The sequence below is a fragment of the Anaerocolumna chitinilytica genome, assembly GCF_014218355.1.
In the GTDB taxonomy this organism is placed as follows: Bacteria; Bacillota; Clostridia; order Lachnospirales; family Lachnospiraceae; genus Anaerocolumna; species Anaerocolumna chitinilytica.
This window is the reverse complement of record NZ_AP023368.1, coordinates 1,815,529-1,831,360: the sequence shown is the minus strand read 5'-3', so window position 1 is coordinate 1,831,360 and position 15,832 is coordinate 1,815,529. Positions and strand designations below refer to the sequence as shown.

At 37.6% G+C, this 15,832-nt stretch carries 15 protein-coding genes; 7 read left to right on the top strand and 8 right to left on the bottom strand.

Annotation, left to right across the window (positions count from 1 at the left end):
• Positions 1-225 precede the first annotated feature (225 nt).
• Positions 226-777: a TetR/AcrR family transcriptional regulator gene (locus bsdcttw_RS07925; RefSeq protein WP_185258840.1), complete on the top strand. Its 552-nt coding sequence runs from the start codon at positions 226-228 to the stop codon at positions 775-777.
• Positions 770-949 (top strand): TetR family transcriptional regulator, encoded by a 180-nt coding sequence (locus bsdcttw_RS25490; protein ID WP_185258839.1) that lies wholly within the window; start codon positions 770-772, stop codon positions 947-949. The genes bsdcttw_RS07925 and bsdcttw_RS25490 overlap by 8 nt, the downstream gene beginning before the upstream one ends.
• A gap of 109 nt (positions 950-1,058) precedes the next feature.
• Here the strand turns inward: bsdcttw_RS25490 and bsdcttw_RS07915 are convergent, their stop codons facing one another.
• Positions 1,059-1,520 carry a DUF6790 family protein gene (locus bsdcttw_RS07915; protein ID WP_185258838.1) on the bottom strand — a complete coding sequence of 154 codons (462 nt, stop codon included), beginning with the start codon at positions 1,518-1,520 and terminating at the stop codon, positions 1,059-1,061.
• A 263-nt stretch (positions 1,521-1,783) separates the two neighbouring features.
• Between bsdcttw_RS07915 and bsdcttw_RS07910 the strand changes: the two genes are divergently transcribed.
• A complete protein-coding gene (locus bsdcttw_RS07910; RefSeq protein ID WP_185258837.1) occupies positions 1,784-2,416 on the top strand; it encodes a TetR/AcrR family transcriptional regulator in 633 nt (210 codons plus the stop codon).
• Between the two features lie 105 nt (positions 2,417-2,521).
• Here the strand turns inward: bsdcttw_RS07910 and bsdcttw_RS07905 are convergent, their stop codons facing one another.
• A complete protein-coding gene (locus bsdcttw_RS07905) occupies positions 2,522-3,496 on the bottom strand; it encodes an NADP-dependent oxidoreductase (protein WP_185258836.1) in 975 nt (324 codons plus the stop codon).
• Positions 3,497-3,690: 194 nt separating this feature from the next.
• Between bsdcttw_RS07905 and bsdcttw_RS07900 the strand changes: the two genes are divergently transcribed.
• Positions 3,691-4,260: a TetR/AcrR family transcriptional regulator gene (locus bsdcttw_RS07900; RefSeq protein ID WP_185258835.1), complete on the top strand. Its 570-nt coding sequence runs from the start codon at positions 3,691-3,693 to the stop codon at positions 4,258-4,260.
• Between the two features lie 68 nt (positions 4,261-4,328).
• Here the strand turns inward: bsdcttw_RS07900 and fliB are convergent, their stop codons facing one another.
• Both fliB and bsdcttw_RS07890 read right to left on the bottom strand, forming a co-directional pair.
• On the bottom strand, positions 4,329-5,462 hold the full coding sequence (gene fliB / locus bsdcttw_RS07895; protein WP_185258834.1) for a flagellin lysine-N-methylase: 1,134 nt from the start codon (positions 5,460-5,462) through the stop codon (positions 4,329-4,331).
• A gap of 50 nt (positions 5,463-5,512) precedes the next feature.
• Positions 5,513-5,848, bottom strand: coding sequence for a winged helix-turn-helix transcriptional regulator (locus bsdcttw_RS07890; RefSeq protein WP_185258833.1), 336 nt, complete (start codon positions 5,846-5,848; stop codon positions 5,513-5,515).
• A gap of 200 nt (positions 5,849-6,048) precedes the next feature.
• Between bsdcttw_RS07890 and bsdcttw_RS07885 the strand changes: the two genes are divergently transcribed.
• On the top strand, positions 6,049-6,693 hold the full coding sequence (locus bsdcttw_RS07885) for a flavodoxin family protein (protein ID WP_185258832.1): 645 nt from the start codon (positions 6,049-6,051) through the stop codon (positions 6,691-6,693).
• A gap of 94 nt (positions 6,694-6,787) precedes the next feature.
• Positions 6,788-7,792 (top strand): type I glyceraldehyde-3-phosphate dehydrogenase, encoded by a 1,005-nt coding sequence (gap, locus tag bsdcttw_RS07880; RefSeq protein WP_185258831.1) that lies wholly within the window; start codon positions 6,788-6,790, stop codon positions 7,790-7,792.
• A gap of 224 nt (positions 7,793-8,016) precedes the next feature.
• On the opposite strand, the gene bsdcttw_RS07875 is transcribed toward gap, so the two are convergent.
• A complete protein-coding gene (locus bsdcttw_RS07875) occupies positions 8,017-9,102 on the bottom strand; it encodes an amidohydrolase family protein (RefSeq protein WP_185258830.1) in 1,086 nt (361 codons plus the stop codon).
• A gap of 177 nt (positions 9,103-9,279) precedes the next feature.
• On the opposite strand from bsdcttw_RS07875, the gene bsdcttw_RS07870 reads away from it, so the two are divergent.
• On the top strand, positions 9,280-10,536 hold the full coding sequence (locus bsdcttw_RS07870; protein ID WP_185258829.1) for a PucR family transcriptional regulator: 1,257 nt from the start codon (positions 9,280-9,282) through the stop codon (positions 10,534-10,536).
• Positions 10,537-10,820: 284 nt separating this feature from the next.
• Here bsdcttw_RS07870 and bsdcttw_RS07865 read toward each other — a convergent pair whose 3' ends face one another.
• The 3 genes from bsdcttw_RS07865 to bsdcttw_RS07855 form a co-directional block, all read right to left on the bottom strand.
• Complete coding sequence (locus bsdcttw_RS07865) at positions 10,821-11,378, bottom strand: hypothetical protein (protein ID WP_230989132.1); 558 nt, start codon at positions 11,376-11,378, stop codon at positions 10,821-10,823.
• A 355-nt stretch (positions 11,379-11,733) separates the two neighbouring features.
• Positions 11,734-13,014 (bottom strand): MFS transporter, encoded by a 1,281-nt coding sequence (locus tag bsdcttw_RS07860; protein WP_185258828.1) that lies wholly within the window; start codon positions 13,012-13,014, stop codon positions 11,734-11,736.
• Between the two features lie 34 nt (positions 13,015-13,048).
• Positions 13,049-15,577 (bottom strand): beta-mannosidase, encoded by a 2,529-nt coding sequence (locus tag bsdcttw_RS07855; protein WP_185258827.1) that lies wholly within the window; start codon positions 15,575-15,577, stop codon positions 13,049-13,051.
• Between the last annotated feature and the right edge of the window lie 255 nt (positions 15,578-15,832).

Below are 15,832 nucleotides of genomic sequence, written 5' to 3'. Positions count from 1 at the left end.
CACCAGATTTCAATTTAGACAACCTCTCTTTTGTGTTTATTTCCAAAATATTCGATTTTGTTTTAGACGAAAGCAAGATGTCATATTTTATTTCATATTAATCCCCCTTTTAATGTTACAAACGTAAATTAGTTTACACTTGTAACTTATTTGATTGTATTGTAAACTGATATCAATATAAGGTCAATGGTCTAAAAATGATATGTAACAAAGGAGGGTAAATTGGTGCATAAAAAAACAGATAAGAGGATCGTTAGGACACAAGAACTGATTTTTAACAGTTTACAGTACTTTATGGAAAAGGGGGTGGCATATAGTGAAACTTCCATCCAAGATATAAGTGATAACGCAGGAATTGCAAGACAAACATTTTATCGAAACTATCTAAGCAAAGATGAGGTTATTTTATTAAAATTAGATGAGGTTATGGATTGTTTCATGAGTAATATAGTCGATTGTAAGATATTGCATGCAAGTGATCTGGCAGCTATTTTGATTAAATATTGGAGTAATGAGGTTAAGATGTTTGAGTTGCTAGAGTGGGCGGGTTTAGAAAAAAAACTGATAGATAGATTAAGTACTTTCAATAAGCAGATTATTGAGAAAAATGAGAAATCTGTAGATAATATAGAGTATGTAGCAAATTATTTCGCCGGCGCCATTTATATGTTTTTAAAAACATTTATAACCAATAAAAAGCGCAATAATCTGGAAGAAATTATTAATCTGTTTTGTAAATTGACTAACAATTGTTCCGCTCTATTAAACATTGGATAAAACTATAAGAAAACGTAAAAAGGATTCAAACGATGATGAGACCTGTGTTCCGAATGTTGCCGCAAGAGCAATCGTAAATCGAACTACCTTTTACACTAATTTTGATGGTAAAACCGCACTTTTAGAATCGATTATTTATGAGGCATTTCAAAATTTTATATGGAAAAATTAAAGCCCGGAGAACTAAATGAGGAAAGCTTCGGGCTTTAATCTTAAATAGAACTGAATCGATATTTGCACCTCCAATAATATGACTGGTCACAGCGGATTGGCAATGGTTTTTATTTTGAGTAAATCCATAAGAATATCCAAGACAGCGGCATTAATAAATCCGGAATTGAAGTTACTGCATTATGATGATGGTAATTTTTATTAACAACCATTTCTCGTATATGATTAATGCCAGCCAGAATAAATAATGGTGTTACGGCTACTATTGTAGCAAACCAGAATTCCTTGCCATTCCAAATGCACATGATCCCGGCAATAGCAAAACCAAGTTCTGCATAGCCGAGCTCTTTCTGAAAAGGACTGCCTTTACTCCAACCAATTTGCTCGGCAACTATGTCAGATCTGAAAACATGCCCAAGAAATCCAATCAATCCTGAAAGCGAAATTGAGACAGTTAATTGATAAAATAACAGGTTACTACATACTTCTCCAAAGGTATGTATATCTGGATTAGTCATTGCTGTAAAAAAGCCGACTACAAGACCCACCACCCAAGTTAATATAAAAATCATATTACATCACCCTCTTTCTCTTTTTCTGTTTTAACTTTTCCTATTACCAGTGAGTACCTCCGTATTCCTGGGGTATGTTGCCCATAATTGTACTGTTGCAAGGCATATGAACCTCACTCCGTTATTAATGTGAGCATTTACTCATGTTATTATATTAAATCTTGATTGCTTGTTTGTCAATACAAATATGAGTAAATACTTATATTTATGTTGACAAAATAACTCCTTCATTTTACAATAAATTCAACAAGGAGCTGATGAATATGAAGTCTGAAAACCTGGCAAAACCAAATAGATCAATCCGTAAACCAAAACAATCCCGAAGTATTGGCATGAAAGAGAAAATTCTTAATTCCGCCCTTCAGTTATTTTGTGAAAAAGGATATTATAACACTACAACAAACGAAATCGCCCAGAGAGCAGAAGTTTCAATAGGAAGTCTCTACTCATATTTTAAGGACAAGGATACAATTTTTCTGGAAATACTGGAGAAGTATCATGAGAAATTTGACATGGCAAAAAACTATGTTCTAAACGACTTTAACCTTTTAGAAACAGACAGTAAGGCCTGGCTGCGTCTTCTTATTGAAAATCTTATTAAAGTACATGAGGAATCAAAAGAGTTAAACAGAGAACTGAACGTACTCTCCTATTATAATCCCAAAGTGGCTGAAATTCTGGATGAGCAAAGGAGAAAAACCTTGCAGACAACAATCGGCCATTTCAAGCAATTGAAAGATAATTTTAAATCGACTGATATTGAAGCCGCCGCAATTGTAACCTTTGATTTAATATCAGCAACCGTTGATAGGATTGTGTTCGAGAAAAACGAAATCGACATGGAAAGACTGATTAATGCGACAATTGATGTTATATATAAATATTTTTCATCATAAAGTGAACTTACCAGGAAATCAAAAAATAAATCAACCGAAAGGTTGATTTATTTTTTATCAATATCTATGGGAAGTTTCAGGCGAACACAGCCTGTTATCTAAAGTTTAACCCTGCTTTCTCTGAATGATGACCTTTCCTCTTTTGGGATTTATTTCACATTTTTGATACGCTTCGGTTAATCCCTGGGAAGTAAAGGGGTAAATCCCACCCAAATGAACCTTCAATTTCTGCTCCTGGACATATTGAAGTATAGATACCAGATCATCGTGGTTTGGCTCGGCATGGACAAATTGAGCTTCGATTCCACGGATTTTCGGATACTCATTAATAGCCATAGCAACCAAAGAGAGGAACTTGCCACCGTCCTTCAATACAGAGAAGCTTTTTTGACCGGTTTCACCTATTGTAGGATCTAAAACGGCAGTGCTCTTATCCATAACCATATCCAAGACAACATCCACAGGGCTACTTATGGTTTGAGTGAAATCATTTATAGCATAATCAATGACCTCGTCGGCACCTAACTGCCGTACAAAATCATGGTTATATTCACGTGCTGTTGCAATGACATAAGCGCCTGCTTGCTTGGCAAGTTGAACAGCAATATGACCCACACCGCCTGCGCCTGCATGAATCAGAATACGCTGTCCCGACTGCAGCTTTCCATATTTATACAACGCCTGCCAGGCAGTCAACCCGACCGTTGGTAACGCGGCGGCTTCCTGAATAGACAGCGTCGGACCAATTGCAGCAAGTGCGTTTTCTTCCACTGCTACAAAATCCGCATAGGCGCCGCCGTTGTTAACGGGAATCCCCATGATACGGTCGCCCGGTTTCACAAGCGTTACCTTATTCCCAATTTTCGTGACCACACCGGCAAGATCTGCACCGAGAATGTACGGTAACTGGACCGGCAGAATGTCCTTAACGGCACCGGACCTTAAAACATAATCTGCCGGATTGATTGATGCTGCAAACATTTCCACAAGCACCTGTGTTTCTGTAATTGCTGGTATATTTACCTCTTGCTCCTGTAAAACCGCCGGAATTCCGTACTCTTTCAAAACAATAGCTTTCACAGTAAATCCTCCTATTTTTAAATATTTTTTTAACACATGTTTACTTATTAACATCTGTCTGATATCATGATGTTAACAAAAGTGCTAGATGGATTCAATAGTTAAAAAAACTGTATCTGATCATTTATTTACGAAATTCGGATTTATGTTTAATTACTAAATAAAATTTACTTTCACTAAGTCGGAGGGGGATCATGGATAGACGTATATTAAAGACACAAAAATCGGTTATGAAGGCTTTTGCCGAACTGCTTGCAGAGAAGGATTTTAATCAGATAACAATCAATGAAATAGCAGATAGAGCTGATGTCAGCCGTGGTACAGTTTATCTGCATTACATTGATAAGTTCGATTTGTTGGATAAATGTATGGATAACTATTTTAATAAGTTATTCGAAACCTGCATGCCACTTGACGATACAAATCGTTTGCCTTCGAAATATCTTATCATTCACGCTTTTGAGTATTTAGAGCAGCATGCTTCGATATATACTGCGTTGCTCAATAACAAAGGTGTTCCCGCTTTCAGAAAGCGCATGTCAGCCGCAATTCAGGAGAGTCTCGGCGAACTTGTTGATTCCAGAGGCATAGACCAAGAAATGAGCCGTGAGGTTTTGATACAGTTTCTGTCTTCAGCTATAGTTGGCGTATTAGAATGGTGGATTATCAATTCATTACCCATACCTGCTGCGGATATCGTAAAACAATTGTGGTCTCTGCTGGAACGTTTTCAGGTTATACCGTATTTTTCTGATTCTAATTAACCATCTATCAAATGCCGACTCATATCATTAGGTAGAGCGCTACATGTTCATACATTGTTTCATTCACCTTATTCCGCCCCAATAAGCAAAGCCAAATATCCCCATTCCCATATTAAGTTTTCAAAGCTTTTATCCAGATATTCACAAATATCTTCTTGGTCGTATCCCATCATTCGTGATATAACTACAATATAATTACGTACCACAGTATAAGATAGTTTTTCTTCTTCAAGTAACCAACTAAGAAAGATTGAGTGCCTCATTATCGCATATTCCATAGCAATCCACTGAATCATAACAACTAGACTTTCCAAATCCGATTCTGGCATCAAACTATTTGAGAAAATTTCTACAACAAGGTAATTGCGAAATAACTTTTCATAAGAAGAAAACTGCTTATCGAATTTCTGTAATTGTACGATCACTTTACGCTTATCATAGTCTCTCGATAAGTTTTCCGCTATCACAGCTATTGGTTCCAGATAACTGGTATATAGCTCTTGTTTTCGATAATTTTCAGCTATGTCTAAAAAAAGTTCATTATTTTCTTCAAAAGTATCTAAACTTAGAAATTGCATGTTATCTATGGTATCTGATAATTCTTTTAAAATGGCTTTGTCCTTATATTCGTCTATCTCTTTTTTTAATACGGATTTGTTTTGATAAATGTCCAGAAGAATATAAAAAATCATCATCACACTCTTTGAAATAGAAAAGTGCTGATTTTGCATAATAGTAATCATCATCGTACGAATCTGCAACAAAATGTCTTCATCCAGATCAAACAAATTCTTCGTAAAACAAATTTTATCCTGTTGATTCATTAAATCCACAACTTCTGGGCAGCCGGGTAACAAAGAATATTCTTTTCTATCTGCAAATTCGTGTATCTGCCTTGGGAAAATCGCACAGGTTTCAGACAAAACTTCATCTCCAAAATTTAATACCAGATTGCAAAGTTTCTGTTCATTTAAGAAAGGGCACTGCTTCTGTTCATTCAATGCAATGACACGTGTACCATCTTTTTGCTTTACATATTGATCTATATAATCATTATTTTGCTTTGTTAAGCTTAAGTGATTCCATTTTATATAAGTATCATCATCTACTGCAATCTTCCACTCTTGACAGCAATTAAACGAACACTTGCCTGCAATGCATGTAAAATTGTCATAGTAATCTGTTTTGATTTCTTTCTTCATAATCATCTCCTAACGTCAGGTTCTATAGAGAATACCCTATTGAAGCCGCCTTACTCCTGTGTATGCTTGCTAAGCTGCGTTTCTCCCCATTGAAACATAAGGTGCAATATTGGTATTAAAGTTTTCCCCTCTTCCGTTAATGAATATTCTACCTTGGGAGGAACTTCGTTGTATTGCTCTCTATGGATTAGATTATTTGCTTCAAGTTCTTTTAACTGCTTGCTTAATGTTCTGTGTGCTATTGGCTGCAGTTCTTCATGCAGTTTGTTATAGCGTATGATTTCAGCTTCATGAATTTTCCATAGTATAACCCATTTCCATTTGCCTTCAACAACCGACATTGTATAGAACATGGGGCATTGTCCATATTTATTTTCAAAATCCATAATGAAAGCCTCCTAACCTTTTTATGAATATCAAATCTTCGATTTGATATTCCTGAATCCGTAGTTGAAAAAACTGTCTTTTTTTCAACCTAACTAACCTAAAGGTTAGTATATAACATATTTGTGCATACTTGACCAACTTCATATTACAATATACAATTTGGCTTGTAAAGTAAATAAAGATAAGGGAGGATGCATTTATGAAGGTAATAGCAATTAACGGAAGTCCTCGAAAAGATTCGAATACGGGCACTCTACTGAAAAGTGCATTGGAAGGAGCTGAATCCGAAGGAGCCCAAACAGAAATAATTAATCTATATGATCTTTCTTACAAAGGATGTATCAGCTGTTTCGCCTGTAAGCTTGCCGGCGGAAAAAGTTATGGAAAATGTGCATTACAAGATGATTTGACTCCAATCTTTGAAATGATAAAAGAGGCTGATGCTTTGGTACTGGGATCGCCTGTTTATCTTTCTGATGTAACAGGCGCATTACGATCTTTCCTGGAAAGATTGATATTTCAATATTTGGTATATTCTAAAACAAAAGATTCTTTGTTAGGAAAAACTATTCCCAGTGCTTTTATTTATACAATGAACGTTAATGAAGAAACTGCTCATAAGCTTGGATATGAAAAACACTTTAAAAATACCGAGAATACCATGTCAGTTATATTTGGTCCAACTCAGTCTCTCTTTGTAACAGATACAAAGCAATTCACTGACTATTCCAAGTATGTCAATCATTTGTTTGATCCTGAGAAAAAAGCGCAAAGACAGGAAGAAGTTTTTCCTCAAGATTGTAAAAAAGCTTTTGAGTTAGGTAAAAAGCTAGTACAGAAGTAAAGAAACAAATAACTGAAAGACCTGGATTTTCCAATCCATGCATAAAATTCAGCGCAAGATGATAATATAATTTAAAATAAAGGAGGAACATTTTATGGCAACAAGAATTGGTATCAATGGTTTTGGCCGTATCGGCCGTCTGGCATTCCGAAGAATCTTAGAGGTCAACAGCGATTTGGAAGTAGTCGCAGTCAATGATCTTACAAGTCCAAAAGTCTTAGCTCAATTACTCAGGTATGACTCTTCCTTCGGTCCTTTTAAGGGTGAGGTGGAATATTCGGAAAACTCCATTATTGTAAATGGAAAATCAATTCGTGTATATGCGGAAAAGAACGCTGAAAACATTCCATGGGGAGAAGAACAGGTTGATATAGTTATCGAATCAACCGGCTTCTACACCTCGGCGGAAAAATCAGAGGCTCATCTAAGAGCCGGTGCGAAAAAGGTGCTGATCTCCGCCCCCGCCGGTAACATGAAAACCATTGTCTATAACGTGAATGATGACACTCTAACAAAAGACGATGTCATAGTTTCTGTTGCTTCCTGCACCACGAATTGTTTGGCTCCTATGGCAAAAGTACTCAACGACAAATTTGGAATAGAACTGGGTACAATGACTACAATTCATGCTTATACCGGCACCCAAATGCTCGTAGATGGTCCAAGAGGCAATGACCTTAGAGCCGCCAGAGCTGCCGCTGCGAACATTATTCCCCACACCACCGGTGCCGCAAAAGCAATCGGATTGGTTATTCCTGAATTGAAGGGAAAACTTCAGGGACACGCCCAGAGAGTTCCCGTAATCGACGGTTCAGTAACAGAACTTGTAAGCATTCTATCGAAGTCAGTAACAGTTGAAGAAGTTAATCAAGCTATGAAAGAAGCCTCTCTTGGTAACGAATCATTTGGTTATAACGACCATGAAATCGTATCCAGCGATATCGTAGGGACCACGTTTGGTTCTGTCTTTGATCCGACACAGACCGAAGTAAGCACGTTCGGAAATATGCAGTTAGTTAAGACCATAGCCTGGTATGATAATGAGTATGGCTTTACTTCCCAGATGATCCGAACCTTGGACAAAATTGCTAAACTATGAAGTTTTGCATTAAACTGACTTTGTATTCAACCTAGTGGAAATCGGATTATCAATCTGCTCGCTGCTAGAGGGTATTAAGTTTATTTCATACAAAAAGTCCGATTACTATAATTCGGACTTTTTTGTATATTCTCTAATTGCATTCTCTGTAATGGTAATTCTAAGAATCGCTATTTGTCAGGTATCCGGTTTTAAATAGAATATAGCACCTGCTTTCTATTATTTTATATCACTGCTTTTCCACTAATCCAGACCCCTTTGACATCCTTTATTGCCTGAATATCCAACGTGGGATCACCTTTCACAAGCAGTAAGTCAGCTCTGTGTCCGACAGCAATAACACCTCTGTCCTTGAGTCCAAAATAATCCGAAGGTTTGTTTGTGACGCTTTGCAGTGCCTCAACAGGTGTCAAACCTGCATCAACCATAAATGATAGTTCAGTCTGAAGACCGAAACCGTATGGTATCGTACAAGGAGCTGTCGGGTCGTTGTTGGAATCTGTACCAGCCAGGATATTTATACCTGCTTTGTGAATTGCCGCAACCGACTGCCGTACAAATTCGTAGTTAAACGGTACCTGGGGATTTTGCTTTTTAACCGATTCGACAATGCCTTTCATCATACCCATTGTCGGCACCGATACACACCCTTTAACAGCCATCGCATCTATAATGGGCTGCGGCAAGGGTATTGCAAAAGGAATATGTGTCAAAACATCCACGCCAGCCTCTATGGCGACTTTATAGGATATTGGAGAAACGGCATGAGTAATCACACGCTTATCCAAACGGTGAGCTTCCTCAACAATGGCAACGATAAGTTCGAGCGGGAATTCAGCACCGCCGCTTACTCCCTGCTCTTCCAGAAGGATCTTTATATAAGCCGCGCCTGAAGAAATCTGTTCCTTGACAAATTGAACGGCTTCTTGTTTGCTCTTTATTTCTGCATTATCCGGATATCCCATCTTAGTGCGGACATCACTGCCCGGTGGAAATGCCGGCAGATAGCAGCTCTCAATACTGGGTAAACCTGGATGGTTTCTTAATGCATTGAACGCTGTTGCAGACCTGGTAGCCATATCAAGCATAGTCGTCACACCGCAAAGCGCTGCTGCCTCTAAATCATGCAGTGAGTCAAGATGAACGTGGGAGTCAATAAGGCCCGGGAGAAGTGTACAGCCAGTACCATCAATGGTAATTTCACCACTTGTTTTGTCGGTAATCAATCCGTCTTCAAAAACTACCGTACCTGTCCTTAAGATATTTGTTCCATTGAAAATTTTTGCATTTGTTATTGCAGTTGATGCCATAATATTACCTCCTTATTTTTTGATAACTGTGCTACTGTACAATCTCAGCTGCATAAATCACTTGACTGATAATAATTATAATATTAAACTACATATAATTCTGCAATGTACTCAGATTCAAAGGTTTTGAATAAATTGCATGCATGATTGGACTATTGCACAACTAAGGAGATCTTTATGGAATTTAACAAAAGTGATTCAACGGAAATAAGTGATCCTGAAATAAAAGTTGCTTTGTATATGCAGGAACTCTCTGATGTTTTTTTTGCAAATAAGAGTTTGCAAACCTTAATTGATAAAGCAAGAAAGATTTTCGGCCGCCCGTTGATGCTGTATGATTCAAGCTTCAAAGTTCTTGCCGCATCATATGATACAAGTAGTGTATTTCAGTTTGAATATAGCGATAACGGCAGCCAATATCTCAGCAAAGTTTCCAAAGATTTGATTTACTCTAACCATTCACCGGAAGATAAAAAACCAATTTTATATTTTAGCCAGAAGGATAAGTCCTTGTTCCAAGGCATGCTTATTGCTTCTGTAAAAATAGACATCATTGAGGTGGCCAGTTTTCTAGTCCTTGAAGAGGGTATGGCATTTCAGGAAATAGATTATATGCTGATTGAAAAACTTCGTGGTCTATTAGCTGCCCAACTTCAACGTAATATTCTCTTAAACCTCGATAACAATCATAACCCAACTTATATTCTTTCCGACCTTATTGAGGGCAGAACGGACGATAATACATTACACGGTATGAAATCAAACCTAAATTGGATCAGGTCGAATTTCATATACATTTTAGTTATCTGCAGCAGTATGCAGGAAGCATTTGACAGTAAAGTATCCGTTGTTTTTCAAAGATTAAAGTCTTATATTCCGGTGGGGCAGCGTATTATCTATAACTCAGCTATAGTTGCATTTGTTGACGAAATTCTCTATGCGGGGTTATTTAATTCACCAAATGGCACTTTTCCCAAATTCCTGGAGGAAAATAATTTATATGTAGGGATCAGCCAGAAATTTTCCGTTCTATCGGAAGCAAAGAAGCAATATCACTATGCACTTGACGCTCTTGAGATCGGCCAGAAAAGGAACTCTCATTGTATATGTTTTGACGACTGTACCTTGTATATTATTTCCGAAATGATATCCGACAGGTATGATCCCATGGATATCTGCCATTCGGCTGTTATATTGCTAATAAATTATGACAGGAAAAATGGCACTTCTCTTCTTAACACATTGAAACAATATATATATTTCTCATCCGCACCGGCTGAGGCCGCAAAAGCACTGAATATCCATAGAAACACCTTGTTCTACCGGATAGGGAAAATAAAAGAGATTACTGGAATCAAGCTAGATAATGGCGACGAAAAAAGCAAGATTTTCATGTCTATAAGATTGCTTGAGAACAAAGGCATAATACTATGAATATAGGAATAAAGTGAATCTACTATCGGAGCGTTAAACATTAGGTTTTGTGAATTTACATCCCAGCAAATTCTCTTCGTCATCTGAAAAAAGCAAAAAAATCGGGCTGAAAAACACATTTTTCAAACCCGATTCTTTTTCATTTTAAGCTTCAAATCCGTTACATACTGTGGTCAACCAGGTTCCTTGCAAGCAACACCACAGTGATTATTGCAAGCATTTTACTCAAGTCCAGTAAAATTGCTGGCGGAATAACTCAACTACAAATGGGAATTTAAATACATCTATAATATTTGCCTGCTGTAACTAGATATTTCGTTATATTGCGCCTGAATTCTATCAATACAGTCTTGTATAGTATTTTTACTTAAACCAGATAATGCTGCTTCCACGGCGTTCGCAAAATCTTTTGGGATAAATGCTTCTTTTTGCCTTAGCAGTCGCCCCAGACTGCCTTTTTCGTTAAGCATATACATCCCATTTATGGCATACAGAACTTGCAGTAAGCTGACTGCACACCGAAACAGTGAACCGGCAGCATATAGAACATCTCCTTTACCGATTGCCTTCGTCCCGCACTGTAGGGAAAACTCACATTCCCATAAGAATTTTTCTATGGTAGCTGTCTGGTAGCTTTTAGGTAATTCTATAAGCCTTTTTTTCTGTTCCGAGATAAGGCTGTTATTGCTGCTCAAAATTATGCAATATGCAACCTCTCCCATGTAAATAGAGTTCACAAACCCAAACGGATGACCGCATTGATAGTCAATCGAGATTTTTCCATCAATACAATCATCAATCACAGTAATAACTTTTCGGGTATCCCTGAAAAGAATATCCACAGCAATGCCATCAATTTTCAGCCATCCTCCGCCGTTAATCCACGGGCCCCATTCGCCGGGATCGGTTATTATATTTATTCGGTGTTCATCATCAAGTGAGACAGCTTTTTGTCTGAATGATGTAAGGTCAAATGACGCCTCATCATAGTAGATTCCTATATCTATATCGGAATCCTTATTCGCTGTGCCTGTAGCGCGGGAACCACCCTAAACGATGGCATCAATTCCAGCAACTCCGTTAAAGGCCTTTATGATCTGTGTTAATATATTTTCTGTTATATTAGGCATATATCTCTCTCCAACTCTATTATTCCGCAAAGTGTAACAAAATGTTCTCGATTATTAATCTTTAAAATTATCTTTCCACTACTTCTTGAACGGGTTTTGGAGACATTTCCGGTATTGGTATTACTGCTATTGCACTTAGTAGACCGTTTACCGCAAGTGCTCCAAAGAAGAATGTCCACCCACCTATTCCAAGAAGGATAGGGCCAGCAAAAGGTACAATTGATTGTGGTATTGTGTTAGCAATGTTCATTATTCCAAAGTCTTTTGCGGCATCTCCCTTATTGGGCAGAATCCGCGCTACAAGAGCCATATCAACAGCTAGGTAAATTCCATAGCCAAAGCTGGATACTGCATAGCCTATTATTATATAAGTCACTGTAGGTGCAAATGCATTTATGACAAGCCCCATTCCTACAACAATTGCAGAAGATATCACAAATGGCTTTTGCTTTCTGTATTTATCAGAAAGTACTCCTCCAAACAAACTGGACACGGCCAAAAATGCCATACCTACAATTGATATAAGCGTTGTCATTCCGGTTGTCTGTTGCTGTGATAAGTGATATCGCTGCATAAGCATCATAGCGTTGTAGGAACTGCTGCAATAAGCCAAAGCTACAAAAAATCTTGTCAGCCAGCCCCATGTAAATGCCGGATATTTGCGTGGACTGGGATAAATTTTTGATAATGCCTCGCCAAACGATAACTTAACTCTTTCGTTTTCCGGTTGTTTGTACTCTACCTTACCTTCTTTTATCATCATACAACTTATTATAGCAGAAATTATACCAATAGCAACCAATACTCCCCACTTTGCAGTTAATGGAGCCTTTCCCATAATTGTCATAATCACCATACCTAGAATTGGGCCAATTGGGGCGACCAATCCAAGAATTCCGGATATGGAGCCACGTAGCGATTCATCTACCTGGTCAGGTACTAATGCTGTATAAGAGGCCATTGCAAAGTTGAAAAACAACTGTACACAGCACCAGAAAACAACGACCATCCAAACTTTAGTTGATAGCAATATTCCAATAAGCGAAATTGAACCAAGGACAGACCCAATAAGTATCCATGTACGCCTGCGACCAAAGTTTAAGCATGTACGGTCACTTATAGCACCACCTACAGGATTTGCAGAGAGTGCAAAAAGTGCACCGACTCCAGAAACCATTCCAAATGAAGCTGCAGCATGCAGAGGGTCAATATCCATGATCTTAAAAGTCAAAAGCAGCATTACAGGGGTCAAAAGGGAAATATACAGCCCCAACTCACCAATAATCAATGCTGCAACCAGCCTTTTAAATGGCGTTTTTTTATGTTCTATTAATATTTTTTCTTCCATTGTTATTTCCCCTTCGTTTTTTATTTATCGAGTCTTATAAACTACCGGCATTTTTTGCGATATCATAAACACTTACTACTGTAAGCTGATCCCTGAACTGGTCAATAATAAGCTTTTCTGAAAGGCTGGATTTCTTGACCTCAATAACTTTAACTGCATTTGCCGAGATATCGAAATAATTGTCACTGAAAATGCAATCCGCTTTTTCAAGATCTAATCCTACCGATCTTGCATAGGCTGCTGATTTCACCTTCAAAATAAAGGATGTTTCATTCTCCTCTACCAAAACATTTATTTCAGGATTCAAGAATTTAAATTCCTTTGCAGGTACAAATATAGTTGTCCCTCTACCTAATTCATTTGCTCCCGATGCCAATGAAAATTCTATGTAATAGTCCTCAGGTCTAAAATCCTTTACTTCATCAGAAAAATCAAGCTGTATATAGTTTTTTGCAGAAAGTGGCTCTATGCTCACTTCTTCCGCTCCATTAGCTATAACATCAGACCTATTGTCTTTTAGTTCCCATTTCAAAGTTCCATCTATTGTGTCAAAGGTATCATTTGTTACATAGATTCCTACTCTTGAGCCCTCATCACATGCCGAAACCAGGACTGGTGCAAAAAAACGCTTTGAATAATACAACTGCGCCTTCCATCTACCAAAGTAATCCCTACCAGCCCATGAAATTACTGGCCAACAGTCATTTAACTGCCAGGTTATCATTCCCATACAGCGGCCTCGGTTTCTACGCATGTGCTCTGCTGCATATTTCAGGACTTCACCAGCCAGAATCTGTGATGTATAAATGTACAGCCCAAAATCCTCCGGTATATTGAAGTCTTGCTGCATATACATTTCAATAACCTTATTTCCATACACGCTCTTTTGGTGTTTATACATTATTGGTGAATCAGGATAGCGGTCTTCAGGTAATGTGAAAGCCTTAATTGTTTTCATGCTGGGATAGCTCTGGAATCCCATTTCAGACACAAATCTCCAATAATGTTCACGCTGCTTTCTGTAAGGAGTCGTATTTCCATTACCGATATAGTAATGAGAATCCCCTCTATTCTCACTTAAATGGTCAAAATATACATCGTTTGAGGGAGAGCTTCGCACATATGAACGCTGCGGATCGAGTTCCTTAATCAATTCAGGTATTATTTCTGCAAAAAGCTTTAGATATTCCCCTTTTATAAGACTTTCATCAACATCAAACCGGGGAAGCCCAAAACCTTTCCTTATTTCTTCCATTTCAGGACTCTTACTAACAAACAAGTCTAAAACAATTTCTATTTCATTACTTCCATTCCACAAGCCCAGGCATGCATGATGTCTGATTCTTTTTACGTTATCTCTGATTTCTTCCCTTACATTCTCGAGGAACTCTTCATATACAGGGTAAGCATTGCACGCAAACATAAAATCATGATAAAGTACCAATCCCAGCCGGTCACATGTCTCATAAAAATCATCATTAGGATAAAGGGCTCCTCCCCATACCCTCACACAGTTAAAATTCGCTTCTGCACAGTCCTTAAGCATTTTTTCGGTACGCTCCCTGGAGTATCTGGCAATTACGCTGTCTTCAATAATAAGGTTTGAACCTCTTAAGAAAAGTGCTTTGCCATTAACAACAAATTCATATGATTTACCCCATTCATCTTCTTCACACCTTAACACGATTGTTCTTAAACCTATGTTTACCTTTTTGGAGTCAATTAAAGTATCTTCGACCATTAAAAGCATCGATACTTCATACATCGGCTGTTCACCATATCCATTCGGCCACCAGAGCTTCGGATCAGCAATCTCAATATTTGCAACATATTTCTTATTAACCGCATCAACCGGCCCTTTAGCAATTATTGTTTTTTTATCCGGCCCGGTTACTATTATCACAGCATTAAGAGGCTTGTCATTCCATATCTTGAAATTAATATTTGCCTGCAGTGTAACTTTATCCTTTTCATGTTGCTGTGTTATATAAAATTCGTCTATTACCGCTGTATTACTGCACTCGATATATATATTTCTCCATATACCTGAATCCGGCAGGCTTAGCCCCCAATCCCACCCAAAGGTACATTGTGCTTTTCTAATTTGATCTATTCCGTTATTCGCTGCAAGACTTGGAAATCTGCTTAACACTGCTTTGCTTTCAATATACTTCTTAGGTGAATGCAATACAATATGAATTTCATTTGTACCAATCACAAGATTTTTCTTGATATCAAACTTGTATGTCCGGTGCATATTTTCGGTTTTAGCAACCAGTTGTTTGTTTAAATAAATGTCGGCTACAGTATCAATACCCTCGCACCAAAGCACCACTTCATCGTTCCCTAGATGGTTGCTTAAAACTTCAAATTCACAGGCATATTCATAATCCTCAAAAAACAAATCTTGTATCTTGACCTCATTGTCTCTGAAAAATGGATCATCAACAAGTCCTGCATTTTGCAAATCAGCAAAAACAGTTCCTGGGACTTTTGCTTCAATCCACTCTTCTTCTGCAACATTTTTCATTTTCCATTTTCCGTTTAAATCAATCTTGTACATTTAAAAAACCCTCCTTAAAAAAACTACCTGCTTTTTAGTTAGAAAAAATTATGTATTCAAAAACCAAGGATACGGTTTAAGAATAGCACAGGCTATATTTGAATCATTGATATTTATTAAGCAGCATATATCAATTTGGATTATCTTAAATAGATAGAATTTGTCCAGAAATCTGTCATGAACCTCTTAAACCCTTTAACTCCAGGTGTTGCAGAGCTTAACCCTCATATTATTCAAGCCTGTTTTTAAGTGAAA

What these genes read in the sequence shown, in the direction of transcription:
- bsdcttw_RS07870 (WP_185258829.1), top strand. Translation starts at nt 9,280, where the DNA reads ATGGAATTTAACAAAAGTGATTCAACGGAAATAAGTGATCCTGAAATA.
- bsdcttw_RS07885 (WP_185258832.1), top strand. Translation starts at nt 6,049, where the DNA reads ATGAAGGTAATAGCAATTAACGGAAGTCCTCGAAAAGATTCGAATACG.
- gap (WP_185258831.1), top strand. Translation starts at nt 6,788, where the DNA reads ATGGCAACAAGAATTGGTATCAATGGTTTTGGCCGTATCGGCCGTCTG.
- bsdcttw_RS07875 (WP_185258830.1), bottom strand. Translation starts at nt 9,102, where the DNA reads ATGGCATCAACTGCAATAACAAATGCAAAAATTTTCAATGGAACAAAT.
- bsdcttw_RS07890 (WP_185258833.1), bottom strand. Translation starts at nt 5,848, where the DNA reads ATGGATTTTGAAAATAAATATGGACAATGCCCCATGTTCTATACAATG.
- fliB (WP_185258834.1), bottom strand. Translation starts at nt 5,462, where the DNA reads ATGAAGAAAGAAATCAAAACAGATTACTATGACAATTTTACATGCATT.
- bsdcttw_RS07910 (WP_185258837.1), top strand. Translation starts at nt 1,784, where the DNA reads ATGAAGTCTGAAAACCTGGCAAAACCAAATAGATCAATCCGTAAACCA.
- bsdcttw_RS07860 (WP_185258828.1), bottom strand. Translation starts at nt 13,014, where the DNA reads ATGGAAGAAAAAATATTAATAGAACATAAAAAAACGCCATTTAAAAGG.
- bsdcttw_RS07900 (WP_185258835.1), top strand. Translation starts at nt 3,691, where the DNA reads ATGGATAGACGTATATTAAAGACACAAAAATCGGTTATGAAGGCTTTT.
- bsdcttw_RS07855 (WP_185258827.1), bottom strand. Translation starts at nt 15,577, where the DNA reads ATGTACAAGATTGATTTAAACGGAAAATGGAAAATGAAAAATGTTGCA.
- bsdcttw_RS07915 (WP_185258838.1), bottom strand. Translation starts at nt 1,520, where the DNA reads ATGATTTTTATATTAACTTGGGTGGTGGGTCTTGTAGTCGGCTTTTTT.